Origin of the sequence: Lysobacter soli, assembly GCF_009755585.1 — a bacterium.
GTDB lineage: Bacteria > Pseudomonadota > Gammaproteobacteria > Xanthomonadales > Xanthomonadaceae > Lysobacter_J > Lysobacter_J soli.
On the sequence record NZ_CP046603.1, the window covers coordinates 3,455,685 to 3,481,736 of the forward strand.

Below are 26,052 nucleotides of genomic sequence, written 5' to 3' on the forward strand. Positions count from 1 at the left end.
CAACCGGGTGCGCTTCGCTTGCCCGGGCTACATCGCGGTAGTTACGCCCGCGCCTTCAGCGCCGCGACCGCCGGCAGTTCCTTGCCTTCCAGGAACTCCAGGAACGCGCCGCCGCCGGTGGAGATGTACGACACGTCGTCCTCGATGCCGTACTTGTCCACGGCCGCAAGCGTGTCGCCGCCGCCGGCGATCGAGAACGCCTTCGATGCGGCGATCGCGCGCGCCAGCACTTCGGTGCCCTTGCCGAAGGCGTCGAATTCGAACACGCCGACCGGGCCGTTCCACACGACGGTGCCGGCGGCCTTGATCAGTTCGGCGTAACGCGCGGCGGTCTGCGGGCCGATATCGAGGATCATGTCGTCCGCGCCCACGGCGTCGACGGCCTTCACCGTCGCCGGCGCATCGGCGGCGAACGCCGGCGCGACGACGACGTCGACCGGCACCGGGATGTCCGCGCCGCGCGCCTTCGCATCGGCCATGATCTTCTTCGCCGTGTCGATGAGGTCCATCTCGACCAGCGACTTGCCGACGCCGTGGCCCATCGCGGCGATGAACGTGTTGGCGATGCCGCCACCGACGATCAGCTGGTCGACCTTCGAGACCAGCGACGACAGGAGTTCGAGCTTGGTCGACACCTTGGAGCCGGCGACGATCGCCAGCAGCGGGCGCGCCGGGTTGTCGAGCGCCTTGGCGAGCGCGTCGAGTTCGGCCATCAGCAGCGGGCCGCCGGCGGCGACCTTCGCGTGGCGGATCGCGCCGTGCGTGGACGCCTGTGCGCGATGCGCGGTGCCGAACGCGTCCATGACGTACACGTCGCACAGCGCGGCGTACTTCTTCGACAGCGCCTCGTCGTCCTTGCCCTCGCCGACGTTCATGCGGCAGTTCTCCAGCAGCACGAGCTGGCCCGGCTTCACGTCGACGCCGTCGACCCAGTCCTTCACCAGCGGCACGTCGATGCCGAGCAGTTCCGACAGGCGCTTCGCGACCGGCGCCAGCGAGTCCTCCTGCGTCCACGTGCCTTCCTTCGGACGGCCCAGGTGCGAGGTGACCATCACCGCGGCGCCCTTCTCCAACGCCAGCTTCATCGTCGGCAGCGCGGCGGTGATGCGCTGTTCGGAGGTGATGCGCCCGCCGTCGATCGGCACGTCTTTCAGAGAGCACCGTGGAGGTCGAGGTCGGACATGCGGACGATGGACATGGAAGCTTCCTCTGCGGCCCTTCGATGGAAGGGCGGGATGGGGGTGAGACGACGGCGCGGCGCAGCGTGCGGGCGCGGCGCGAGGGCGTGCATTGTCCCCTGCCGCATCCGCATGGGCAAATCTCGCGCATGTTCGATTCTGCTGTTATCCACAAGATTTGCGTTGACGGATCCACTCACCCCCACTATGTTGTGGCCCGTCGGTGCCGACCTTCGCAGGTCGGCTTAAAACGGGAAGCTGGTGGGAATCCAGCACTGCCCCGCAGCGGTATGGGAAACGAAGGTGGCCATGGCACTGGGCGAGATGCCCGGGAAGCGGCCACCGGTAGGCGATGCGACCTTCGTGTTCGCGTCATGTCCCGAGTCCGAAGACCTGCCGACAACCGCGCGTTGCACACCGCGCGGTGACCGGCCACGGAGTCTTCGGAGGGAAGACGGTCGGTGTCGCTGCACGCGACGGTTCGCGCCGTCGCCCGCCCGGTCTCGGGCTGCGCGACACCCCGCATTCACGCTTCGACTCCCGCGCCCGCGTCGTCCTTCGAGGGAGAGGACGGCCAGACGTGCGCCCACGCACCGGAGTCGCCGATGACCACCACCACGCAAGCCCCCGTCGCCACGCCTGCCCGCGAGAGCGCGACGCGTCCGCCCGAGACCCGCGCATCCGACATGGATCCCGGTTTCGCGCTGACGCCGCCCGCCGCCAACCTCACCATGACGGTGACCAAGCGCAGCGGCCGTCGCGAACCGGTCGACCTCAACAAGATCGTCCGCGCCGTGACGCGTGCGTGCGAAGGCCTGTTCTCGTCGATCCGATGCGCGTGGCCACGCGCACGATTTCCGGCCTGTACGACGGCGCGACCACGCGCGAACTGGACGAACTGTCGATCCGTACCGCCGCGCTGCTGACGGCCGAAGAGCCCGAGTACGGCCGACTGGCCGCGCGCCTGCTCGCGGGCGTGATCGAGAAGGAAGTCGCAGGCATCGAGATCCACGCGTTCTCGCAATCCGTGCAGCGCGGGCATGAGCTGGGGCTGATCAACGATCGCCTGCTCTCGTTCGTGCAGGCGCACGCGCGCAAGCTCAACGACGCGATCGACAACGCGCACAACCAGCGCTTCGACTACTTCGGCCTGCGCACGCTCTACGACCGCTACCTGCTGCGCCACCCGACCGCGCGCACGGTGATCGAAACGCCGCAGCAGTTCTTCCTGCGCATCGCCTGCGCGCTGAGCGAGGACGTGGGCGAAGCGCTCGCGCTGTACAAGCGCATGGCGCAGCTGGACTACATCCCGTCCTCGCCCACGCTGTTCAACTCGGGCACCACGCACGAGCAGCTCTCCAGCTGCTTCCTGCTCGATTCGCCGGACGATTCGCTCGAAGGCATCTACAAGCGCTACATGGACGTGGCGAAGCTGTCGAAGTTCAGCGGCGGCATCGGCCTGTCGTACACGCGCATCCGCTCGCGCGGCTCGCTGATCCGTTCCACGAACGGTTTATCGAACGGCATCGTGCCGTGGCTGAAGACGCTGGACGCGTCCGTCGCCGCGGTGAACCAGGGCGGCAAGCGCAAGGGCGCCGCGTGCGTGTACCTGGAGCCGTGGCATGCGGACGTCGAGGAATTCCTCGAACTGCGCGACAACACCGGCGACGAGGCGCGCCGCACGCACAACCTCAATCTCGCGAACTGGATCCCCGACGAATTCATGCGCCGCGTCGAAGCCGACGGCGAGTGGTCGCTGTTCGATCCCGCCAAGGTGCCGCAGCTGACCGACCTGTGGGGCGAGGCGTTCGATCGCGCGTACCGCGCCGCGGAAGTCGCCGGACTGGCCACCAAGCAGGTAAAGGCGCGCGACATCTACGCGCGGATGATGCGCACGCTCGCGCAGACCGGCAACGGCTGGATGAACTTCAAGGACAAGTCCAACCGCGCGTGCAACCAGACCGCTCGCGACGGCAACGTCGTGCACCTATCGAACCTGTGCACGGAGATCCTGGAAGTCACGTCTCAGGACGAGACCGCGGTGTGCAACCTGGGGTCGATCAATCTCTCGCACCACGTCGAGGTGTTCGCCGACGGGCCCGCTGCATGGCGATGCCGGCCGCTTCGATTTCGACAAGCTCGCCGAGACCGTGCGCCTTGCGGTGCGCCAGCTCGACCGCGTCATCGACCTCAACTTCTATCCCATCGAAACGGCGCGTCGCGCGAACCTGAAGTGGCGCCCGGTCGGCCTGGGCGTGATGGGCCTGCAGGACGTGTTCTTCAAGCTGCGCCTGCCGTTCGATTCCGACGCGGCACGTGCGTTGTCGGCGCGCATCGCCGAGGCGATCTATTTCCACGCGTTGTCGGCGTCCAATGAATTGGCGATGGAGCGTGGCCGCCATCCCAGCTTCGAGGACACGCGCGCGGCGCAGGGCGAGCTGCAGTTCGATGCGTGGGGCGTGGTGCCTGAAGACGGCGAACGCTGGGACGCGCTGCGTGCGCGCATCCGCGAGCACGGCCTGCGCAACTCGCTTCTGGTCGCGATCGCGCCGACGGCGACCATCGCATCGATCGCCGGCTGCTACGAATGCATCGAGCCGCAGGTGTCGAAACCTGTTCAAGCGCGAGACGCTGTCGGGCGACTTCCTCGTCGTGAACCGTTATCTCGTCGAGGAACTGAAGGCGCTGGGCCTGTGGACGCCGGAACTGCGCGACCGCATCAAGATGTCCGAAGGCTCGATCCAGGGCGTCGACGCGATTCCCGAATCGCTGCGCGCGGTGTATCGCACGTCGTGGGAACTGCCGATGCGTTCGCTCATCGACATGGCCGCCGAGCGCGGCGCCTTCATCGACCAGAGCCAGTCGCTCAACCTCTTCATCGAAAGCCCGAACATCGGCCAGCTGTCGTCGATGTACATGTACGCGTGGAAGAAGGGCTTGAAGACGACGTACTACCTGCGCTCGCGACCGGCGACGAAGATCGCGAAGGCGACGGTGAGCGGCGCGGCCGCGCAGGCGCCGAAGCCGGAAGTCACGCCGGCCGACGCGGTGGCGTGCTCGCTCGAGAATCCGGAAGCGTGCGAGGCGTGCCAGTGATCCCATCGTCATCCCCGCGAACGCGGGGATCCAGCGACTTCGAACGAAAGCCTCAAGGCACTGGATTCCCGCTTCCGCGGGAATGACGAAACCCCAACCTTCCCTTCAGCCGGCAGCCGATGCGTGGCTTGCCTCCCTCCCCTTCCGCAGGATCGCGGAACGGCTGCCGCTGAAGGGCAAGGTCCCAGACGAGAATGACCATGTCGCACACGCCCCGCCTGCTCGACCCCGGCTTCGACCTCACGCTGCGGCCGATGCGCTACCCGCAGTTCTACGAGATGTACCGCGACGCGATCCGCAACACGTGGACCGTCGAGGAAGTCGACTTCTCACTCGACGTCAACGACCTCAAGCACAAGCTCGGGCCGGCCGAGCGCCACCTGATCGAACGCCTCGTCGCGTTCTTCGCCACGGGCGATTCGATCGTGGCGAACAACCTCGTGCTGAACCTCTACCAGCACATCAACGCGCCCGAAGCGCGCATGTACCTGTCGCGCCAGCTGTACGAGGAAGCGCTGCACGTGCAGTTCTACCTCACGCTGCTGGACACCTACCTGCCCGATCCGGTCGCGCGCGCGAAGGCCTTCGCGGCGGTGGAGAACATTCCGTCGATCCGCGCGAAGGCGGAGTTCTGCTTCAAGTGGATAGATTCGATCCAGGGTTTGCAGCGCATCGAAACCGCCGAACAGCGTCGCCAGTTCCTGCTCAACCTGATCTGTTTCGCCTGCTGCATCGAAGGCCTGTTCTTCTTCGCGGCGTTTGCCTATGTCTACTACCTGCGCTCGCGCGGGCTGCTGCACGGGCTGGCGTCGGGCACGAACTGGGTGTTCCGCGACGAAAGCTGCCACATGGCGTTCGCGTTCGAAGTGATCCGCACCGCGCGCAGCGAGGGAGCCGCACCTGTTCGACGAGGAACTGAAGGCGCAGGTCGTGCGCATGCTGGAGGAAGCGGTGGAATGCGAGATGCAGTTCGCGCAGGACGTGCTGTCCGGTGGCGTCGCGGGGCTGTCGCCGAAGGACATGCGTCAGTACCTGCAGTACTGCGCCGACCAGCGCCTCGCGCAGCTGGGCCTGCCGAAGCATTTCAACGCGACCAATCCGTTCGCCTTCATGGACCTGCAGGACGTGCAGGAAGTGACGAACTTCTTCGAACGCCGCGTGTCGGCCTACCAGGTCGGCGTGGAAGGCGAAGTGGCGTTCGACGCCGCGTTCTGAGCGAGGGCGGCGCGGGGACGATCGTTCTCGCGTCGCCTTTACATCGCCCCGGCGAGACTTCCGGCTCCGCGCGCCACACCGACGGAGCCACGCCATGAACGCACGCCTTCCGCTGGCCATCGCGCTGCTGTTTCAGCGCCTCGTTCGCCGCCATCGCGCAGACCCGCCCCGCGGCCCCGCCGCAGCCCGCTCCCGCAAACCCCGCGGCGGTCGCGCGCGCCGCGCCGTCGGTGGATCCCAACGCCGTCGTGCAGGCCGCGCTCACGGTCGCGCAGCTGATCGACCAGGGACAGACGGCGCATGTCTGGCAAGGCGCATCGCCCGTCGCGCGCGCCGCCGCCACCGAAAAACAGTTCGTCGACGGCATCGCCACCCGCCGCAACGCGCTGGGCACGCCGGTATCGCGCGAATGGACGTCGGTGTCGCGGAACCTCGTGCCCGCCGGCGGCAACGTGCCGGCCGGCGCATACGTCAGCGCGCGCTTCCAGACGCGCTTCTCGACCAATCGCGTCGCCGAGGAACTCGTCTCGCTCCATTACGACGACGACAACACCTGGCGCCTGGCCGGCTACACGATCAACTGACCGGGCGGCGCGCGCGTCGCGCCTATCGCGGCTTGCGAAGCAGGCTGATGGCGAAGCCGGCGACGAGCGCCGCGCCGGCAACCAGCAGGCCCCACAGCAACCACGTTTTCCAGTCGCGCTGCACCGGCGCGGGCGTGAGCGCCGAGGCACCGCCGCGCTCGGTCGATTCGCCCAGTGTCGCGATCGCCGGCTGCCACTGCGCGCCACGCTGCGTACGCATGGCCTCGACGAGCGGTTCGATCGGCGCATCGGCACGGGTCGAGCGCGCACTGCCGGCGACCAGCGCGAACGGGCCTTCGCCGCGCGCGACGAACACCAGCGTCTCCGGCTGGTAGCCGAGACGAAGCTGCGGAACATCCGTCGGCCGCGCGCCACCGATGGGCGTCAGTCGCCAGTAGCGTTCGCGATGGAGGCCGGACAGCGGCTGCGGCGGCGAGGCATCGCCATTGCCCTGCCCTTGCAGGCGGAAGGCGAGCCACGGTGCGGCGACGTCGCGCCACGGCTGCGTCGCGTCGTCGCGCGCCTGCAGTCGCCACTGGCCGGTGCTGTTGCCGGGCAGCGCGATGTCCGCCCGCGCGACCGGGAATCGGCCATCGAGTTCGTACTCGTAATGCACGTCGCCGTCGGCGTCGTCCACCCGCCTGCCCGACAGCACGTTCCACTGCCACTGCGCCGCGACGGGCGTCGCCTGGAGTTCGGCGACGACCGCCGAGACGCGCAGCGGCTGCGCCTGAGGTTCCAGCGGCATCACGCGGAGGTAGCGCGCCTTCACCGGCGCGAGTTCGATGCGGTCGCGCACGACGCGCTGGCCGGCATTGGTCAGTTCGACCAGGCGCGCCCCGTCGGCGACGACGCGCCACTCTCGCAGGTCGTCCGACGCGCTCACGCTCACGCCGATATCTAACGGCGCCTGCCCTGCGTCCCACTTCACGCGAATTGCGTCGATCGGCAACTCGACGCCGCTGGCATCGAGCAGGAACCCGTTGCCCGCAACGGAACCACCGCCACCGTCGCGCAGTTCGACGCGGCGCAGGCGACCGTCGGTGTCGATTTCGCTGATCGAGGCCACATCGTTCCCGCGGAAGCGCGGCGGCAGCGGAAACCACGGCAGCTCGGCCGTGCGCACTTCCGGCACCGCAGGCGTGGACGGATCGAGCAATGCCGCCGGCACGGGTTCGCCCCGCGCGTCGAGCACGTCGAGATCGGCGAGCGCGGGCGACTGCAACTGCCGGTAGACGGACGCATCGAGCTCGACGCGATACGCGCCGGCATCAGGCGTGTCCAGTTGCAGGGGCCACTCGCGCGCGTACTGCGCGCCGGCGGTTGCGGCGAACGGCACCAGGAGGAGCAGGAGCCACTTCTTCATGCAGGTTCGGTCCCCACGTGGTCGGTGTTGGAAGCGTGGCGCGGTGGCACCGGCGCGATGTAACCCACCACGGTGCACAGCAGCCCGTAGGCGATGAACGAGGCGATGCCCAGGCCGTTGCCGAGATTGCCGCGGTCGATCAGCAGCAGCTTCGCGAGCACGACGCCCATCAGCACCGCGCCGGCCAGCCATAGTCCGCGCTGTCCGCGGCGCGAGCCGAGCACCCAGCCGATCACGCCGAGCACGCTCCACGTGACGCTCAGGCTCGTCTGCGCGAGGCTGGTGTGCAGCATCGCGTCGCTCCAGGCGACGCCTCCCCAATGGTGCACGGTGCGCAGCACGCTCGCGGTCACGAGCGCGAAGCCGGCCAGTGACAGGGTGATCGGCCGCAGACGGCGCAGCGCGTCCGGCGCCTCGTCGGTGACCAGCCAGCACGCGAACAGCACAAGCACCGCAAGCTGCGCGAGCTCGAGCGGGTTGAGCAGCGGAATCCATGGCAGCGGCGCGCCACTGTCGGCGCTGAAGAGCGCGAGCAGCCAGCCCACCGCCAGCACCGTGAAGCCCGCCGCCTGCAACCCGGCGCGACTGCCATCGAAACGCTCGCCCAGCGGCATCGACAGCCATCGCCAGCGGAACAGGCTCAACGCGGCGAGCGTGCACCACGGCAGCGCGAGGCCCAGCACGCGCCACCCGCCGGCCAGCGCGAAGCGGACGCAGAGCCAGTCGAGCAGCAACGAGATCGCCAGCGGCCACACCAGCAGCCACACGAACTGCGCCCGTGCGGCGACTGCGTGCGCGCTCGCGCGCAGGCACACGAGCGATCGCAATCCGAGCGCGGCGTACACCAGCCAGCTCCACGCGCCGTGGCCGGCGAACGGATGCGCGTGTACCTGCGCCTGCACCCACGCGATCGGACCCGCCGCGACGAGCGCGCCCAGCGTGGTCCAGGCGAGCGCGGTGGCCGGACGGCGTCGCTGCACTTCGGCCGCGATCCAGCCAGTTACCGCGATCAACGCGAGCAGCACGTCGGCGCGGTGCATCGGCGCCACGAAACGCTCGATTTCGTTCACGGCATTGCCGAGCCACCACGCAAGACCCCACAGGTAGAACGCCGCGGCGAACGTTTCGTGGCCCGGCCGGCTGCGGTAACTCCACGCACTCGCCAATCCCGCCAGCGCGATGAGCAGTGCGCTCATGAACACCGGATTGGCGATGGCGACCTCGCCCGCGGGCGCGTAGCCGACGACGAACGCGAACGCGGCGAGCAACTGCAGCAAGGTGCCGCCGAACTGCGGCCATCGACGCTGCTGGTACAGGCCGAGCCACACCAGCGCCGCGCCTTCCAGCGCGAACACGCTGGCCGTCGCGCTCGCGGACAACGCGAGCGGCACCGCGAGCGTCGCGAAACCGACCGCCAGCAGCGCGTACATCGGCGTGAGTGCGCCGTAGCCGTCGCGGCGACGCAGCCACGCGGCGAGCAGTGCGTAGATCGCCGCCAGGCCCAGCGCGTTGAACGCGAGCGGCAGGCGATCGCCCGCCAGCAGTCCCGCCTGCATCGAGAAGGCGACCAGCGGCGTGCCGAACATCAGGCAGCCTTCGACCAGGCCGCGACGACCTTCCGGCTGGCGCCGCGCGTGCAGCAGCGGAATCGCCAGATAGATCGCGAAGAACAACAGCAGGAAGGGTTCAGTCGTCGCGAACTTCTCGGGCCGGTACGCCGACACGCCCCACAGCGCGCCGATGCCGAAGGTGAAAACGAAACCGAGCACGTTGAGCACGCGCCACGATTTCCACCACGCCACGCCGGCGATAGCGAGATTGAGCACGGCGTAGTAGGAGAACAGCGCGACGTGGTTGCCGCTGCCGGTCGACAGCCAGATCGGCGCGAGGAATCCGGCGAGCAGCGCGAACACCGCCAGCGCCTTCGCGTCCTGCAGGACCGCCAGCGCACCGGCGCCGGCGATCAACAGCACGCTGAGCGCGAACGCAGGCCCGGCATCCAGCAGACCGTAGAGCTTGAACGCGGCGAACACGGTGAGCAGCAGGATGCCGATCGCCCCGCCCTGCAGGCTCAGCGCGAAGACGCGGTTGCGCTCGCGCTTGCGCCACGCGAAGACCAGCGCGGCGAGCGACGCGCCCGCGATGCCGGCCAGCCGCAATTCGATCGGCATGCGCATCCAGCCCTGGTCGCTCGCGTATTTCAGCAGCGATGCGACGCCTGCGAACAGCACGAGGATGCCGATCTTCACCGGCACGTTCCCCGTCATGAACCAGCGCTGCACCATGCGCAGGCCCATCGTGACGATGTCCGGACGCGCGGGCGCGACGCGGGCCCCCGGCGGCGGCGCACGTGGGGCTTCCAGTTCGGCTCGGGTTTCGGCTTCGGGTTCGGATGCCTGGACGCGCCAGGCTTCGGGCAGGTCCGCGGGCGTCGGCCTGGGCGTGGGACGCGGCGTTTCGCGCGGTGGCGCGGCTTCGGGAACAGGAGGCGGCGTGACCGGTGGCGCCGGCGTGGCCACAGGCGTTTCGCGCGGCGGTGCCGTGACGGTTTCGCGCGCGCTGGCCGCGCGGCGCATCGCATCGAGCTGTCGCTCCAGCTCCGCGACGCGCGTCTTCACTCCGCCCAGCGATAGCAGCGTGACGATCAGCAGCACAGGCACGGCAAGCACCGCGAGCGCAACCAGAACCAGCAACCCTTCCATGCGATGTCCCCGGGCCGGTTGCCGCCGTCGGCGGTCCTGTCGTTCCGGCCCCTTCGGGATCGCAGCCTCGGCGAATCAACGGCGCATTGCAACCGCGCCGCGATGGGTGAATGTCGGCCTCAGACGGTCGGCAGGCCGAGCGGCAACGCGCCCTTGCGCTCCATCAACCCCAGGCCGTAGCGCAGGCTGTAGCCGATCTTCTCCGCGTATGCGCAGACGCGTTCGACCTGGTCGGCGGGCAGTACTTCGCGTGCGGTCTGCCGCCAAAGCGAAAGCCAGCGGTCGAAATGTTCGACGCGGATCGGATGCGGACGATGCGCCGCCATCGGATTGCCGCGATACCGCTTCGTGCCCAGCGCGACCGACGACCAGAACGCGGTGAGCATGCGCTTGTGTTCGGGCCAGTCGTCGATGGCGGCGTTGAAGACGGGACCGAGTTCGGCATCGGCACGAACGCGTTCGTAGAAGCGGTCGACCAGTTCGGCCAGGTGCCGCTCGGTAAGGGCGTCTTCGGCGGTTGGACCGGGCATGTCGCGCGTGTCGTTCATGACGGTGTAGTGCGGGTCAAAGCGGTCGAAAACAAGGGGTTTGGCGCGATTCGCCGAGCACGGAAACAGCAAGGGCCGGCATCGAGCCGGCCCTTGCGGGTATTGCGTCGGTCGCAGGTTACTTCGCGACGACCTTGACCATTTCCAGGCACTTGTTCGAGTAGCCCCACTCGTTGTCGTACCAGCTGACGAGCTTGACGAAGGTGCCGTCGAGCGCGATGCCGGCTTCGGCGTCGAAGATCGAGGTGCGCGCATCGCCGCGGAAATCGGTGGCGACGACCTTGTCTTCGGTGTAGCCGAGGATGCCCTTCAGCGCGCCTTCGGACTGGGCCTTCATTTCGGCGCAGATCTCGGCGTACGTCGCGGAGTTCTCGAGTTCGACGGTGAGGTCGACGACGGACACGTCCGAGGTCGGCACGCGGAACGACATGCCGGTGAGCTTCTTGTTGAGCTCCGGGATCACCACGCCGACGGCCTTCGCCGCGCCGGTGCTGGACGGGATGATGTTCTCCAGGATGCCGCGGCCGCCGCGCCAGTCCTTGTTGGACGGACCGTCGACGGTCTTCTGCGTCGCCGTGGTGGCGTGCACGGTGGTCATCAGGCCACGCTTGATGCCCCACTTGTCGTGCAGCACCTTCGCCAGCGGCGCGAGGCAGTTGGTCGTGCACGACGCGTTGGAGATGATCGCCTCGCCCTTGTAGGTCGTGTGGTTCACGCCGTAGACGAACATCGGCGTGTCGTCCTTCGACGGCGCCGACTGGATGACCTTCTTCGCGCCCGCGTCGAGGTGCTTCTGGCAGGTTTCCTTGGTGAGGAACAGGCCGGTGGATTCGATGACGACGTCGGCGCCGACCTCGTCCCACTTCAGCGCGGCCGGATCCTTCTCCTGCGTCAGGCGGATCTTCTTGCCGTTGACGATCAGCGTGTTGCCCTCGACCGACACCTCGCCCTTGAAGCGGCCGTGCACGGAGTCGTAACGCAGCATGTAGGCCAGGTACTCCGGCTCCAGCAGGTCGTTGATGGCGACGATCTCGATCTCGCCAGCGAAGTTCTGCACGGCCGAGCGCAGCACGTTGCGCCCGATGCGGCCAAAGCCGTTGATGCCAACCTTGATGGTCATGAGTTCCAAGCTCCTGCGGCCGCGACGCGCGCGGCGGGTGGTCGTGAAAAGCCCGGGCGAGCGAGCCCGGACGAGGGGAAACCGCGAGCGCCCATTCTAACAGGGCAGTCCCGTTTCGCCGGCCGCGCCCGGGCCTGCGGGACTGAATTGATCATGATCAAGCGCCCGTTTGATCCGCTGCGGAGACTGGAAGCGTTCCCACACACGCTTCCCAACGAGACGCTCCCATGCAAAAGACCTTCCTCGCCTGCGCGCTGGCGCTGTCCCTGGCCGGTGCCGCCACGCCCGTTCTCGCCCAGTCCAAAGGCGACTGGACGCTGGGCGTCGGCGTCCACGCGGTCGATCCGAAATCCGGCAACGGCCGCCTGGCCGACGGCACCCTGCCGGTGCGCGTCGACACCGACGTGAAGCCGACGCTCACCTTCGAGTACTTCGTCCGCGACAACCTCGGCGTGGAAGTCATCGCCGCGTGGCCGTTCGAGCACGACGTCAGCATCGCCGGCCTGGGCACGGTGGGCAGCACCAGGCAGCTGCCGCCGACCGTGTCGCTGCAGTACCACTTCAACACCAAGGGCAAGGTGTCGCCGTTCCTCGGCGCCGGCGTGAACTACACGACGTTCTTCAGCGAGGACACGCGTGGCGCGCTGGCCGGATCGAAGCTCAAGCTCGACGATTCCTGGGGCCTGGCGGCGCACGCCGGCGTGGACTTCGCACTGAACGAACGCAGCGCGATCCGCATCGACGCACGCTGGATCGACATCGACACCGACGTGAAGCTGGACGGCGCGGACCTGGGCACGGTGAACATCGATCCGATCGTCTACGGCGCGGCGTATGTCATGAAGTTCTGATAGCGCGACGGTGCATCGTCCGACGCGCGAATGCGCTCGGACGGCAATCCTTCCGCAGGGCCGTGCCGGCTAAAATGCCGGCATGGCCCGCATTCTTTCCGCCCTCGTCATCGCCCTGCTCCTCGTGCCGCATCCGGCGCACGCGTGGGGCCGTCTCGGCCATCGCCTCGTCGCCGCGCTCGCGTGGGACGACCTCACGCCGCAGGCGCGCGCGCAGATCGCCCGGCTGCTGGAAGGCGAAGCCGATCCGACGCTGCCCGGCATCGCGAGCTGGGCCGACGAACTGCGCGAACACGATCCCGACCTCGGCAAGCGCAGCAGCCGCTGGCATTACGTGAACATCGCGGAGGACGACTGCCGGTACGACGCCGCGAAACACTGCAAGGACGGCGACTGCGTGGTCGAGGCGATCCGCGCGCAGACCGCGATCCTCGCCGACGCCTCGCGCAGCAAGGCCGAACGCCTGCAGGCGCTGAAGTTCGTCGTGCATTTCGTCGGCGATGCGCACCAGCCGCTGCACGCGGGTTTCGGGCGTGACAAGGGCGGCAACGATTTCCAGGTCCAGTTCGACGGCCGCGGCACCAACCTGCACTCGCTGTGGGACAGCGGCATGCTCAAGGCGGCCAACCTCGAGGAAGCCGCGTGGCTGCAGCGCCTGCGCGCGATACCGCTCGCCGTGGACCTGCCGCCGCAGCCGTTGTCGCCGCCGTCGGCGCAGTGGGCGGAAGCTTCATGCCGCATCGTGCTTCGTCCGGGCTTCTATCCGGCGAAGGCGACGATCGGCGATGCGTACGTGCAGACCTGGCGGCCGCTGGCCGAAGAGCAGCTGCGTCGTGGCGGCGCGGAACTGGCCGTGACGCTCAACGCCGCACTGTCGCGCTGATCGCGCTCGCGCCGGCCTGGTCTCGGCGGTCTTAACGAGGCCGCATCACAACGGTCGCGGCGATCCGCTAGATTGGCGCCGCGGGGCGTCCGGCCCCGCGCGGAGATCGTGATGAAGCCCGACATCCAGCCGTTCTTCCACGCCGACAGCAACACGTGGACGTACCTGGTCCGCGATCCGTCTGGCATCGCCGCGGCCATCATCGATCCCGTGCTCGATTTCGACGCGAAGGCTGCACGCACGTCGACCACGTCGGCGCAGAAGGTCGTCGACGCCGCACGCGAACGCGGCCTCGATGTGCAGTGGATCCTGGAAACGCACGCGCATGCCGATCACCTGAGCGCTGCGCAATGGCTGAAATCGCAGTGGCCGAACGCGCAGGTCGCCATCGGTGCGGGCATCGTCGACGTGCAGAAATCCTTCGCACCGGTGTTCAACCTCGATGACAGCTTCCGCACCGACGGCTCGCAGTTCGACCGCCTGTTCGCCGACGGCGACACGTTCCGCATCGGCGCCATCGACGCGCGCGTCATCGCGGTACCCGGCCACACCAGCGACAGCTGCGCCTACCTGGTCGGCGATGCGCTGTTCACCGGTGACTCGCTGTTCATGCCCGACGGCGGCACGGCGCGCTGCGATTTTCCCGGCGGCGATGCGCGCACACTGTTCCGGTCGATCCGCCGGCTGTTCGACTCGCTACCCGACGACACGCGCGTGTTCGTCTGCCACGACTACGGCCCGGGCGGGCGCGAGGTCGCGTGCGAGACCACGATCGGCGCGCAGCGTCGCGACAACATCCACGTGCGCGATGGAATCCCGGAGGACGATTACGTCGCGCAGCGCAATGCGCGCGATGCGACGCTGGCGATGCCGGCGCTGATCCTGCCGGCCGTGCAGACCAACATCCGGGCGGGCGCGCTGCCGCCGCCGGACACCAACGGCGTTCGCTACCTCCGGATTCCCATCGACCGAATCTGAGCGATCCGGAAACGCGTCGATCACGTTAGGCTTCCGCCATGGAACCCCGCCCCGCTCCCCTCACCTTCGATTCGGTCGATACCGCGGCCGATTTCCTGCTCAAGCGCATCGCCGGCCCGCTGCACATCGGCGCGCCGCTTGGCCTCGGCAAGCCGCACCGGCTCCTCAACGCGCTGTATGCGCGGATCGAGAACGACACCTCGCGTCCGCTGCACCTGTACACCGCGCTGTCGCTCGATCCGCCCGGCGGCGGAAAGGGACTCGAAGGCCGTTTCGTGAAGCCGTTCATCGAGCGTCATTTCGGCGCGGATTTCCCGCGACTGGCGTACGTGCAGGCGCTCAAGCGCAATGCGCTGCCGGCGCACGTCGAGATCGAGGAGTTCTACCTGCAATCGGGCGCGATGCTGAACTCCGTGCCGGTGCAGCGCCGTTACGCGAGCCTGAACTACACGCACGTCGCCCGGGCGCTCGCCGACCGCGGACTCAATGCGATCGTGCAGAAGGTCGCGCGCTCGCCCGACGGGTCGCGCCTGTCGCTGTCGTGCAACACCGACCTGACCTTCGACGCGGTCGATGCCGTCGTGGCGCGCGGGTTGCCCCGCCCGCTGCTGATCGCCGAAGTCGATCCGCGCCTGCCGTGGCTCGGTGGCAGCGCGACGGTCGTGCCGGATTACTTCGACGCGATCGTGACGCCGCCCGGCCCGTATCCCCGGTTGTTCGGCCTGCCGCGCCAGCCGGTCACCGACGCCGACTACGCCATCGGCTTCCACGCGAGCACGCTGGTGGTCGACGGCGGCACCTTGCAGATCGGCATCGGCGCGCTTGCCGATGCGCTCTGCCATGCGCTCGTGCTGCGCCACGTCGACAACGAGGCGTATCGCGACGTGTTGCGCGCACTCGGCTCGCCGCGTGCGGATGACGACACGCTGTCGCCCTTCGAGCGCGGCCTGTACGGCTGCAGCGAGATGATCAACGAAGGCTTCCGCAAGCTGGTCGAAGTCGGCGTGATCAAACGTCGCGTGGTGGACGATCTGGCGGCGATGCAGCGCATCGAACGCGGCGGCCCGAGCGCGCACGATCTGGCGCTGCTCGAACAGCAGGGCGAATTCCTGCACGGCGCGTTCTATCTCGGCTCGCCGGAGTTCTACGCCTGGATGCGCGACCTGCCGCCGGACACGCGCCGCGCGATCGGCATGCGTCGCGTCGGCGAAGTGAACGACCTGGTCGGCGACATCGAACTGGAGCGCCTGCAACGTCGCGACGCGCGCTTCTTCAACACCTGCATGATGGCCACCGCGCTCGGCGCCGCGACGTCGGACGCACTGGAAGACGGACGCGTCGTGTCCGGCGTCGGCGGGCAGTACAACTTCGTGGCGATGGCGCATGCGCTGCCGGATGCGCGCTCGGTGCTGATGGTGCGTTCGGTGCGTGAATCCGGGGGCCGCGTCACGTCGAATGTCGTATGGAACTACGGGCACACGACGATCCCGCGCCACCTGCGCGACGTGTACATCAGCGAATACGGGATCGCCGACATCCGCGGACGTTGCGACGAGGATTGCGTGATGGCGATGACGGCCATCGCCGATGCGCGTTTCCAGCAGGGCCTTGTCGATGTCGCCAAGCGCGAGGGCAAGCTGCGCGCCGACTTCGCGCTGCAGGCGTCCGCTTCGCGCAATACGCCTGAACGTCTCGCCGCTGCGTTGCGACCGTTCCACAAGAACGGCGCGCTGCCGGACTACCCGCTGGGCAGCGATTTCACGCCGGTCGAGCAGCGGCTGGTGAAGGCCTTGGCCTGGCTGAAGTCGAACACCGCGACGCGAGGCGCGAAGCTGCGTACGGTATGGCGCGCGTTGGGAGCGAAGGCACTCGATCGCGAAGCGCTGGAACGCATGGATCTTGCGTCGCCGCAGGGATTTGGCGAGCGACTGGAAGCGAGGCTGGTGTCGTTGGCGCTGGTGGAGAGCAGCCGCGGTTCGTAGCGCGAGGCCCAAACGAAAGAAGCGGCCGAAGCCGCTTCTTTCAAGTCGTCGATGTCGAGGATCGCCGTTACAGCGAACGCGCCGCCTCGACCACCTTCTCGACCGTGAAGCCGAAGTACGGGAACAGCTGTTCGGCCGGGGCCGAGGCGCCGAACTCGTCGATGCCGATCACCGCGCCGTCCAGGCCCACGTACTTGCGCCAGAAATCGGTGACGCCCGCTTCGATCGCCACGCGCTTGCGGCAGGCCTTCGGCAGGACCGATTCGCGGTACGCCGGGTCCTGGCGATCGAACACCGTCGTCGACGGCATCGACACCACGCGCACCTGGTCGCCCAGCTGCTTCGCGGCATCCATGGCCAGGCCGACTTCCGAACCGGTCGCGATGATGATCAGCTCCGGTGCGCCAACCGAATCCTTCAGGACGTAACCGCCGCGCTCGATGTCGGCGACCTGCTGCGCGCTGCGCTGCTGGTGGGCGAGGTTCTGGCGCGAGAAGATCAGGCAGCTCGGGCCGTCGTTGCGCAGGATCGCGGCCTTCCAGCACGCCGCCGATTCGACCGCGTCGCACGGGCGCCACACGTCGTTGTGCGGGATGTAGCGCAGCGAGGCGATGTGCTCGATCGGCTGGTGCGTCGGACCGTCCTCGCCCAGGCCGATGGAGTCGTGCGTGTAGACGTGGATGGCGTGCGAGCCCATCAGCGCGCTCATGCGCACGGCGTTGCGCGCGTAATCGCTGAACACCAGGAAGGTCGCGTCGAACGGGATGAAGCACTCGTGCAGGCCGAGGCCGTTGCTGATCGCGGTCATGCCGAACTCGCGCACGCCGTAGTAGACGTAGTTCGCGTTCGGATCGTCGGTCGCGACGGACTTGCTGCCCTTCCACAGGGTCAGGTTGGAGTGCGCGAGGTCGGCCGAGCCGCCGATCAGTTCCGGCAGCAGCGGCGCGAAGGTTTCGATCGCCATCTGCGAGGCCTTGCGCGAGGCGATGGTCGGGCCGTCGGCCTGCAGCTTGGCGATGTACTCGTCGGCCGCCTTGACGAAACCGTCCGGCAGCTGGCCGCGCGAGCGGCGCGTCAATTCGGCGGCGAGTTCCGGGAACTGCTTGGCATACGCGTCGAACAGCTTGTTCCAGGCCTTCTCTTCGCCGGCGTGGTCGCGCTTGCGCCAACCATCGTAGATCGCCTGCGGGATCTCGAACTCGCCGTAGTTCCAGTTGAGCGCGGCGCGCGTGGCGGCCACTTCGTCCTTGCCCAGCGCGGCGCCGTGCGAGGACTCCTTGCCGGCCTTGTTCGGCGAACCAAAACCAATGGTGGTGCGGCAGCAGATCAGCGTCGGCTTGTCGGTCGACTTCAGCGCCTGCTCGATGGCGGCCTTGATCTTCTCCGCGTCATGCCCGTCGACGCCGCGGATCACGTTCCAGCCGTAGGCTTCGAAACGCTTCGGCGTGTCGTCGGTGAACCAGCCGTCGGTGTTGCCGTCGATGGAAATCTTGTTGTCGTCCCAGAAGGCGACCAGCTTGTGCAGGCCCCAGGTGCCGGCGAGCGAGGCCGCTTCGTGCGAGATGCCTTCCATCAGGCAGCCGTCGCCCATGAACACCCAGGTGCGGCTGTCGACGACGGAGAAGTCGGGCTTGTTGAAGCGCTGGGAGAGCAGCTTCTCGGCCAGCGCCATGCCGACCGAGTTGGCGAAGCCCTGGCCGAGCGGACCGGTGGTGGTCTCGATGCCGGGCGTCATGAAGTTTTCCGGATGGCCCGGCGTCTTCGAGTGCAGCTGGCGGAAGTTCTTCAGCTCCTCGATCGGCAGGTCGTAGCCGGACAGGTGCAGCAGCGCGTACTGCAGCATCGAGCCGTGGCCGTTGGACAGCACGAAGTGGTCGCGGTTGAACCAGTCCGGATTGGCCGGGTTGTGGCGCAGGTAGTCGTTCCAGAGCACCTCGGCGATGTCCGCCATGCCCATCGGCATGCCCGGATGGCCGGAATTGGCGGCCTGCACCGCGTCGATGGCGAGGAATCGGATGGCGTTGGCGAGGTCGCGGCGGCTGGGCGTCGTCATGGCGTCGGGCGGTCTTCGGCTGCGGGAGGAGGCCGCGCGGGGGCTCCGGGCGCGCTGCCCGGCCGGCGGACGCCCATTGTCACACCCCGGGCCGGGGATGTCGCCCCGGCCCTCGCCCCGATCAGGCGTCTTCCAGTGCCCCAGGCCCGTCCGGTTCGCCCTTCGACACCACGGTGGCCAGCATGAGGTCGCCGGTGACGTTGAGCGTCGTGCGGCACATGTCGAGGAAGCGGTCGACGCCCAGGATCAGGCCGATGCCTTCCGGCGGCACGCCGACCATGCCGCAGATCAGCGCGACGACCGGCAGCGAGCCCGCCGGTACGCCCGCGGTGCCGATGCCGCCGAGGATGCAGACGAACATCACCGTGAACTGCTGCGCGAGCGTCAGCTCCACGCCGAAGAACTGCGCGAGGAACAGCACGGTGACGCCTTCGAACAGCGCCGTGCCGTTCTGGTTCGCCGTCGCGCCGACGGTCAGCACGAAGCGCGACACGCGACTGGGCAGGCCGAGCTTCTCGTCGGCCACGCGCAGCGACGTCGGCAACGTCGCGTTCGACGACGCCGTGGAGAACGCCATCACCATCGCTTCCTGCACGCCGCGGAAGAACCGCACCGGCGAGTAGCCGGCGGCGAACTTCAGCACCAGCGAATAGACGACGAACTGGTGCAGCGCCAGCGCGAGCACGACCACGCCGACGTACGCGCCCAGGCTGCGCAGCAGTTCCCAGCCGAACAGCGCGGCGAGGTTGAACATGAAGCAGAACACCGCGTACGGCGCCAGGCGGATGACCAGTCCGATCAGCGTCATCGACACGTCGAACAGGCCTTCGATGCCGCGTTGCAGCGTTTCGGTCGCCTTCGTGCGCGTGAGCACGAGCCCGATGCCGAGCATCAACGCGAAGAACATCACCGCGAGGATGGTGTTGTCGGCGGCGGCCTTGACCACGTTGTCGGGGACGATGGACACCAGCATGTCCAAGCCCTTGGGCTGGTCGCTGGCGCTGCCGACGATGGCGCTGGCGCGTTCGGCGCCTTCGTTGAGCAGGGCCTGTGCGCGCGCCGGATCGACGCCCGCGCCCGGCTGCAGCCAGTTGACCAGCACCAGGCCGAGGATCACCGCGATGCCCGACACGACAATCGTGTAGGCCAGCGTGCGCCAGCCGATGCGGCCGAGCGATCGGACGTCGCCCATTTCCGCCACGCCCATCACCAGTGCCGAGAACAGCAGCGGGATGACGAGCATGAAGATCAGCCGCAGGAACAGCGTGCCGGCCGGCGTCGTGACGTTGCTGGTGATCCACTGCACCCACGGGGCGTCGGCGCCGACGGTGGAATGCACGATGAGCCCGAGGACCAGGCCGGCGACGAAACCGATCGCCATCTTCCAGTGGAGCGGCATCCGGCCGTTATCGGTGCCTTTCGTGTTCGTGTCGCGGTCGCGTTCGGGCGTCATCCCGGAACTCCACGCTGCGGCGGGAATCCAGCATGATGCAGAAACCGGCGTGGAGGGCGTCTTCATCCCTCACTTCGCGTGCGACGCCCGATTGGGCATGCGCGATGCACGGATCGCGCACGCACTGCCGATGCCGCCGGGCGATGCCGGCGGCGATGCGCGTCAGCCGACGGCTTCCGGCGCGGTTTCGGCCGGCATCACGACCTCGCTTTCGGCGACGTCGCCGCTGCGGTTCGCCACGACGACGGCAGTCGCCAGATCGCCGGTGACGTTGAGCGCGGTGCGGCACATGTCGAGGAAGCGATCGACGCCGAGGATGATGCCGACGCCTTCGGCCGGGATGCCGAGCACGGCGCAGATCATGGCGATCACGGGCAGCGAACCGGCCGGCACGCCCGCGGTGCCGATGCCGCCGAGCAGGCACAGGCCCAGCACCATCACCTGGTGCATCAGCGTCAGTTCGACGCCGAACGCCTGCGCGAGGAACAGCACCGTGATGCCTTCGAACAGCGCGGTGCCGTGGTGGTTCGCCGACGCGCCGACGGTCAGCACGAAGCGCGCGACCTTGCGCGGCAGCTTCAGGTTCTGCTCGGCCACGCGCAGCGTCACCGGCAGCGTGCCGGTCGACGAGGCGGTGGCGAACGCGGTCAGCAGCGCTTCCTGGCTGCCGCGGAAGAACGCGCGCGGGCTCATGCCGCCGGCGAACTTCACCCACAGCGGCAGCACGATGAACATGTGCACGGCGATCGCCAGCACCACGGTCAGCGCGAACTTGCCCAGCACCAGCAGCAGCTCCCAGCCGAACTGCGCGCACAACGCGAACATCAGGCACGCCACCGCGTACGGGGCGAGCTTGATGATCATGCCGATCAGGCGCATGCAGATTTCGAACAGGCCCTGCACCGCATTCTTGAACGCCTGCGTATGCGGGCTGGGCGTCATCACCAGGCCGATGCCGAGCATGAGCGCGAAGAACATCACGCCGAGCTTCTGCTTGTCGTCGACGGCGGCGGCGAGCACGTTCTTCGGCACGATGCCCAGCAGCATCTTCATGAAGTCCAGCTGCTGGCCGGTGGCGGCGATCTCGCCCGCCTTCTGCGCGCCCTGCGCCATCGCCTGGTCGAGCATGCCGCGATCCATACCCTGGCCCGGCGCGATGAGGTTCACCATCACCAGGCCGATCGCGACCGCGATGAGCGTGACCACCGCGGTGTAGATCAGCGTGCGCCAGCCCAGGCGGCCGAGGCTCGCGACGTCGCCCAATTCCGCCACGCCCAGCACCAGCGCCGAGAACATCAGCGGCAGCACGAGCATGAAGAGCAGCGCGAGGAAGATCTGGCCGATCGGCTGCGCGACGTAGCTCACCGCGCCGAGCACGAAGGGCGAGCCCGGCGCGATGAAGTGCGCGAACAGGCCCAGCACCGCGCCTGCGATGAAGCCCAGCAGCACCTTGATGTGGAGGGGCATCCCCTTCGCCGGCATGCGGGCTTCGGGCAGGGCGATGTGGCTCATTCGGCGCGTCTCGTCGGCAAAATCAGCCGGCGAGATTACACCAGCTCGGCGCCTCAGCCTTCCTGCTGCGGCCCGCTGCCCGGGTACAGCGGTGGCAGCGGCGACGCCGTCCGGGTGGGTACGGAACGCCAGATCGGCCCCTTGGCGAAGGCGCGACGCAGCGCCTCGCGCGCGGTGACTGCGCTGCCGCCGCCCCAGCGGGCGCGCTGGAGTTCATCCACGGCCTCGCGCTGGTCGGCGTCGGCCAGGCGGGCGCGGACTTCGTCCAGGTCGCGCGCGGGCGGGTGGGCCAGCGCGCACAGGGCGTCGGCCACGTCGCCGAGGTCGCCGCGGTCGATCAGGCGCTTGAGGTCGACATGCCCGCCGGCCGAGGGCGGCGCGGGCGCGTCGCCCTGCGCTTTGGGCACGACCTTCGCCGCGTCGCCGCGATGCAGGCCCCACACCAGCGTGACGAGCCACAGCGCCGCGAACAGCAGCGCGACGAGCACCCAGGCCCGGTTCGCGCCGCCCAGATCGGTGAAGCGCGCGGCGGTGCCCGACGTGTCCGTGCCGCCCGGCGTTGTCGAAATCGTTCCCGAGGGCGACGTCGCCGCGCCCGGCGAGCCGTTGCCCGCATTGGCGGGGGTGCCCGGCAACACCGTCCATGACAGCGGCGGCAGGTTCGACGTCTGCGCCTGCCCGGCGCGTACGTCCCACCAGCGCAGTTGCAGGCCGGCCATGCTCGCCTTGCCCTCCCGCGCCGGCACGAGCGAGAAGCGCCGCGTGAGCTTCACCCGTGGGCGCCCGTCGACGAAACGTTCGTCGGCCTGCACCGGTTCGGCGAACACCTGCACGCCGTCGATTGGCGGCAGTTGCAGCTCCGGCATCTGCGCGGCGGTAGCGCCATCGGCGAGCGCTTCGACGGTGACCGTCGCGGCGTTGCCGACGCGCAGTTCCTGCGGCGTGGACTGGTAGCGCAGCGTCAGGTTCTGCAGCGGCAGCCACGGCTGCGGTGCGTTCGCCGGCGCGGGTTGGACGTCGAGCTTGCGCGGCGTGCCCTGTGCTTCGAGCGCGCCGCCACGTCCGCCACCGAGCAGGTCATCGAAGAAACCGCCCGCACCGCGGCCTTCGAAACGCGCCGGTGGCACCGTCAGCGTGCCGCTGCGCTCGGGCACCAGCAGGAAGCGGCGTTCGACCACGTGATAGCGACGCCCGCCGATGTCGCGCTGGTATTGCGCGTCGTCGCCCACGCGCTGCAGCGATGCGCCGTCGGGCGCGTCCTGGTCGAGCTGCCCCGAAATCAGCGGCGTCGCCGAATACAACCGGACGACCCAGCCGACCGACTGCTGCACGTACGGATCGGGGTCATCGGCTTCGCTTTCGATGAACACCTCTTCGGTGCGCGTCGGCGACGGCGCGGCCGAAGGCGCGACCGTCAGCGGGATCGGCTGCGTGCGCAGGCTGCCGACGTTGAGCGCGGGCACGGTAATCACGCCGTCGCGGCGCGGACGCAGGGCCACGGCGTACAGCGTTCGCACCGTGCTGCCGCCGGTGCCCATCACGAATTCGCGTCGGCTCGTGCGCCCGCTGACGAAGAAATCGCTGAGCAGCGGTGCGTAGTCGGGTTCGGTCGAGGTCGTCGCGGCGGTGCTTTCGATGTTGAGCGTGACCGTCTCGCCCATCGCGATGCGGTCGCGATCGAGCCACGCGCGCACCTGCGCCGCGGCGTTCATGCTGGCCAGCGCGAGCAGCAGCAAGAGCATCGCGCGCGCGAACCAGCGGGGCCGGACAGCCGGTGACGGGAAGCTCGCGACGTTCATTCGTTGCCCTCGCCGCGGTTGTTGCGGCGCTCGTACTCGATGCGGAATTTCTCGCGCAGCAGGCCACCCGGATCGTCCGGCACGCGGCGCAGCCATGCTTCGTTCGCCAGGCGTTGTTCGCGCTGCTGCGGTGTTTCGTTGCGCGACGGGCCGTCCTGCGGCGGCTTCGCCTGACCTTGCTGTTGCAGCGCGCGTTGCATGCGTTCGCGCTGCGCGGCGTCGGCCTCGCGCTGCTTCTGCGCATCCGCCGGCGAGCCTTCCGATGACGGCTTGTCGGCCGGATCCTGCTTCTGCGAATCCTGCGGTTGTGGCTCGGACTGCTGCGATTTGTCCTGCTGCGATTGCGGGCCCTGCTGCCCCTGTCCGGACTGCGGCTTCTGGTCGGACTTCGATTTGTCCTGGTCCTTCGACTGCCCGCCACCGCCCTGCGGCGGCTTGCGCTTCATTGCCGCCTGCACCGCGCGCTTGTTGGCGACCGCGTCCGGCATGTTCGGCTGGCGCTTCAGCGCCTCGTCGTAGGCGGCGATCGCCTGCGGATATTGGCCGGCCTTCGCCAGTGCATTGCCGCGGTTGTAGTGCGCGTCGGCGCTGTCGGCGGACTGGTACGCCTGTGCGGCGGCGTTGAAATCGCCGCGCCGGAACGCCTCGTTGCCCTGCGCGATGTGCGCGTGTTCGATCTGGTCGGCGCGGCGCCACAGGTCGGCGGCCTTCACCGGCGTCCACAGCACGCACATCGCGATCATCGCCAGCGCCGCGCGACGCCGGAACGCGAACAACGCCAGCAGCATCAACGGCGGCAGCAGCCAGTAACCCTCGTCCTGCCACGCGCTGCCACGCTTGCCGTCCACGCGCGTGGCGTCCTCGGTGTCGGTGGGATCGAGCACGCCCAGCGCGCGCAGGTCGCCATCGTCGCTGGCGATGCGCGCGTATCTGCCGTTGCCGGCGGAGGCGAGACCGCGCAACGAGCCTTCGTCGAGCCGCGCGTTGGCGAAGGTGCCGTCGCCGCGGCGGTACGGGGCGCCGGCTTCGGCGCCGACACCGAGCACGTCTACGCGGAAACCCTGCTTCGCCGCAGCCGAGGCGGCATCGTTCGCGCCGTCGCCAGCGTGGTCGGTCATCAGCAGGATGCGGCCGCGATCGAAACCGGACTGCTTCAGCAACTGCACCGAAGATTCGATCGCGCGATCGGCGCGCTGGCCGTCGACGGGCATGACGTCGGGCGACAGTGCGTCGAGGAACAGCGCGACGTTGGCGGCGTCTTCGGTGAGCGGCGCGACGGTGAACGCATCGTCGGCGAACGCCACGAGCGCGACCTGCCCGCCCTGGCGTTCGCGCAGCAGCGTGGACAGCTTGGCGCGCGATTGCGCCAGTCGCGACGGCGGTAGATCGGCCGCGAGCGCCGCGCCGGACAGATCGACCGCAACCACCAGCGGCGTGCGGCTCTGCCACAGCGGTTGCGGCGTCTGCCGCCAGCTCGGCCCGGCGAGCGCGAACACCGCGAGGACGTACGCAAGCCCCGCGACCCATGCGCCCCAGCGAACGCGCGCACCGCCGCGTTCGACGAGCAGGTGCGGCAGCAGATGCGCATCGACGTTCTCGCGCCAGACGCTGGCGCGACGTCGCCGAACGCGCCACAAACCGAGCAGCACCGGCAACGCGAGCAGCGCCCACAACCATTGCGGGCGCAGCAGGTGCAGCGATGCGAGCGAGAGGTCGGCGAACGGATTCATGCGCGCCTCCGCTGCGGCCAGGCGAAGGCGAGCAACGCCAGCGCGAACGCGGCGCCGAGCGGCCACGGATAACGTTCGATGCGCGGGCGCACTGCCTGCCCGGGACGTTCGATCGGTTCGAGCCGGTCGATTTCGGCGTAGATGCCGGCGAGCTGTGCGGTGTCGCGCGCGCGGAAGAAGCGGCCGCCGGTGCTGCTGGCGATCTCGCGCAGCGTCGCTTCATCGATCTCGTCGCCGGCGCCGGGCATCGGCACCGGCAGGCCGAACAGCGACATCGTGCCTTCGCCGCCGAACGCGATGGTGTGGATGCGCACGCCTTCGGCTTTCGCGATTTCGGCTGCCTTCTTCGGTTCGAGCAGGCCCGCGGTGTTCACGCCGTCGGTGAGCAGCACCAGCACGCGCTGCTCCGCCGGCTGCCCGCGCAGACGCTTGGTCGCCAGCGCGATGGTGTCTCCGATGGCGGTTTCCTGGCCGGCCAGACCAATCACGCTGTCTTCGAGTTGCTGGCGCACCGAGGCGAGATCGAGCGTGAGCGGCGTCAACGCATACGCGCGACGACCGAACACGATCAGGCCGACGCGATCGCCGCGGCGGCGATCGAGGAAGTCGGCGAGCACCGCTTTCGCTGCGGTAAGACGATCGACGGTATTGCCGCCAAGTTCCATGTCGGGCTCGCGCATGCTGCCGGAGAGGTCGAGCGCGAGCATCAGGTCGCGACCCACCTGCGGCGGTTGCACCGCGTCGCCAAGTTGCTGCGGGCGCGCCGCGGCGATGCACAGCGCGATCCACGCCAGCCATACCAGCCAGCTCGCGCGCGAACCAAAGGCCGTGCGCCCACCGGCATGCGCGACGCGATCCAGCCGGTCGCCGAACGGCGCGCGCAACGCGGCCGACGACGCATGACGTGCCGGGGGCAGCAGCCATCGCGCGAACCACGGCAACGGCAGCGCGAGCAGCATCCACGGCCACGCGAAGTGCTCGTGCAGCGAGAGGAACGGAGCG

15 protein-coding genes, 3 pseudogenes and 1 riboswitch are annotated in these 26,052 nt (G+C 68.7%); of the genes and pseudogenes, 7 read left to right on the plus strand and 11 right to left on the minus strand.

Going from position 1 to position 26,052, the window contains the following annotated elements; all coding sequences use genetic code 11:
• Positions 1 to 41 precede the first annotated feature (41 nt).
• Positions 42 to 1,198 (minus strand): annotated as a pseudogene (locus GOY17_RS15755) (phosphoglycerate kinase).
• A 184-nt stretch (positions 1,199 to 1,382) separates the two neighbouring features.
• A riboswitch (cobalamin riboswitch) is annotated at positions 1,383 to 1,593 on the plus strand.
• 271 nt (positions 1,594 to 1,864) lie between these two features.
• Here GOY17_RS15755 and GOY17_RS15760 point away from each other — a divergent pair.
• The 3 genes and pseudogenes from GOY17_RS15760 to GOY17_RS15770 all read left to right on the plus strand — a co-directional run bounded on the left by GOY17_RS15760 (position 1,865) and on the right by GOY17_RS15770 (position 6,073).
• A pseudogene (locus tag GOY17_RS15760) lies at positions 1,865 to 4,274 on the plus strand (ribonucleoside-diphosphate reductase subunit alpha).
• Between the two features lie 194 nt (positions 4,275 to 4,468).
• A pseudogene (locus GOY17_RS15765) lies at positions 4,469 to 5,489 on the plus strand (ribonucleotide-diphosphate reductase subunit beta).
• A gap of 230 nt (positions 5,490 to 5,719) precedes the next feature.
• Positions 5,720 to 6,073 (plus strand): DUF4019 domain-containing protein, encoded by a 354-nt coding sequence (locus GOY17_RS15770; RefSeq protein WP_198173713.1) that lies wholly within the window; start codon positions 5,720 to 5,722, stop codon positions 6,071 to 6,073.
• Positions 6,074 to 6,095: 22 nt separating this feature from the next.
• Here GOY17_RS15770 and GOY17_RS15775 read toward each other — a convergent pair whose 3' ends face one another.
• The 4 genes from GOY17_RS15775 to gap all read right to left on the minus strand — a co-directional run bounded on the left by GOY17_RS15775 (position 6,096) and on the right by gap (position 11,809).
• Positions 6,096 to 7,439: a DUF3999 domain-containing protein gene (locus GOY17_RS15775; RefSeq protein ID WP_157031093.1), complete on the minus strand. Its 1,344-nt coding sequence runs from the start codon at positions 7,437 to 7,439 to the stop codon at positions 6,096 to 6,098.
• A complete protein-coding gene (locus GOY17_RS15780) occupies positions 7,436 to 10,141 on the minus strand; it encodes a DUF2339 domain-containing protein (protein ID WP_157031094.1) in 2,706 nt (901 codons plus the stop codon). The genes GOY17_RS15775 and GOY17_RS15780 overlap by 4 nt, the downstream gene beginning before the upstream one ends.
• Before the next feature lie 119 nt (positions 10,142 to 10,260).
• Positions 10,261 to 10,671: a group III truncated hemoglobin gene (locus GOY17_RS15785; protein WP_157031095.1), complete on the minus strand. Its 411-nt coding sequence runs from the start codon at positions 10,669 to 10,671 to the stop codon at positions 10,261 to 10,263.
• 136 nt (positions 10,672 to 10,807) lie between these two features.
• Entirely contained in the window at positions 10,808 to 11,809 is a 1,002-nt protein-coding gene (gap, locus tag GOY17_RS15790; RefSeq protein ID WP_157031096.1) for a type I glyceraldehyde-3-phosphate dehydrogenase, read from the minus strand.
• Between the two features lie 227 nt (positions 11,810 to 12,036).
• Between gap and GOY17_RS15795 the strand changes: the two genes are divergently transcribed.
• From GOY17_RS15795 to GOY17_RS15810, 4 genes are all read left to right on the plus strand, one after another.
• Positions 12,037 to 12,660, plus strand: a complete 624-nt coding sequence (locus GOY17_RS15795) for an OmpW/AlkL family protein (RefSeq protein ID WP_157031097.1) — start codon at positions 12,037 to 12,039, stop codon at positions 12,658 to 12,660.
• 82 nt (positions 12,661 to 12,742) lie between these two features.
• Positions 12,743 to 13,543, plus strand: coding sequence for a S1/P1 nuclease (locus GOY17_RS15800; protein WP_157031098.1), 801 nt, complete (start codon positions 12,743 to 12,745; stop codon positions 13,541 to 13,543).
• Between the two features lie 111 nt (positions 13,544 to 13,654).
• Entirely contained in the window at positions 13,655 to 14,521 is an 867-nt protein-coding gene (locus tag GOY17_RS15805) for an MBL fold metallo-hydrolase (protein WP_157031099.1), read from the plus strand.
• A 38-nt stretch (positions 14,522 to 14,559) separates the two neighbouring features.
• On the plus strand, positions 14,560 to 16,503 hold the full coding sequence (locus GOY17_RS15810) for an acetyl-CoA hydrolase/transferase C-terminal domain-containing protein (RefSeq protein ID WP_157031100.1): 1,944 nt from the start codon (positions 14,560 to 14,562) through the stop codon (positions 16,501 to 16,503).
• A gap of 67 nt (positions 16,504 to 16,570) precedes the next feature.
• On the opposite strand, the gene tkt is transcribed toward GOY17_RS15810, so the two are convergent.
• From tkt to GOY17_RS15840, 6 genes are all read right to left on the minus strand, one after another.
• Positions 16,571 to 18,556 (minus strand): transketolase, encoded by a 1,986-nt coding sequence (gene tkt, locus GOY17_RS15815; RefSeq protein WP_157031101.1) that lies wholly within the window; start codon positions 18,554 to 18,556, stop codon positions 16,571 to 16,573.
• Positions 18,557 to 18,677: 121 nt separating this feature from the next.
• Entirely contained in the window at positions 18,678 to 20,009 is a 1,332-nt protein-coding gene (locus GOY17_RS15820; protein ID WP_232338454.1) for a dicarboxylate/amino acid:cation symporter, read from the minus strand.
• 162 nt (positions 20,010 to 20,171) lie between these two features.
• Complete coding sequence (locus tag GOY17_RS15825; RefSeq protein WP_232338455.1) at positions 20,172 to 21,521, minus strand: dicarboxylate/amino acid:cation symporter; 1,350 nt, start codon at positions 21,519 to 21,521, stop codon at positions 20,172 to 20,174.
• A 53-nt stretch (positions 21,522 to 21,574) separates the two neighbouring features.
• Positions 21,575 to 23,263 (minus strand): BatD family protein, encoded by a 1,689-nt coding sequence (locus GOY17_RS15830; protein ID WP_157031102.1) that lies wholly within the window; start codon positions 23,261 to 23,263, stop codon positions 21,575 to 21,577.
• 53 nt (positions 23,264 to 23,316) lie between these two features.
• The gene (locus GOY17_RS15835) at positions 23,317 to 25,050 is read right to left on the minus strand and encodes a VWA domain-containing protein (RefSeq protein ID WP_157031103.1); all 1,734 of its coding nucleotides are present in this window, start codon (positions 25,048 to 25,050) and stop codon (positions 23,317 to 23,319) included.
• Complete coding sequence (locus GOY17_RS15840; protein ID WP_157031761.1) at positions 25,047 to 26,009, minus strand: vWA domain-containing protein; 963 nt, start codon at positions 26,007 to 26,009, stop codon at positions 25,047 to 25,049. Before GOY17_RS15840 ends, GOY17_RS15835 begins: the two co-directional genes overlap by 4 nt.
• Positions 26,010 to 26,052 lie beyond the last annotated feature (43 nt).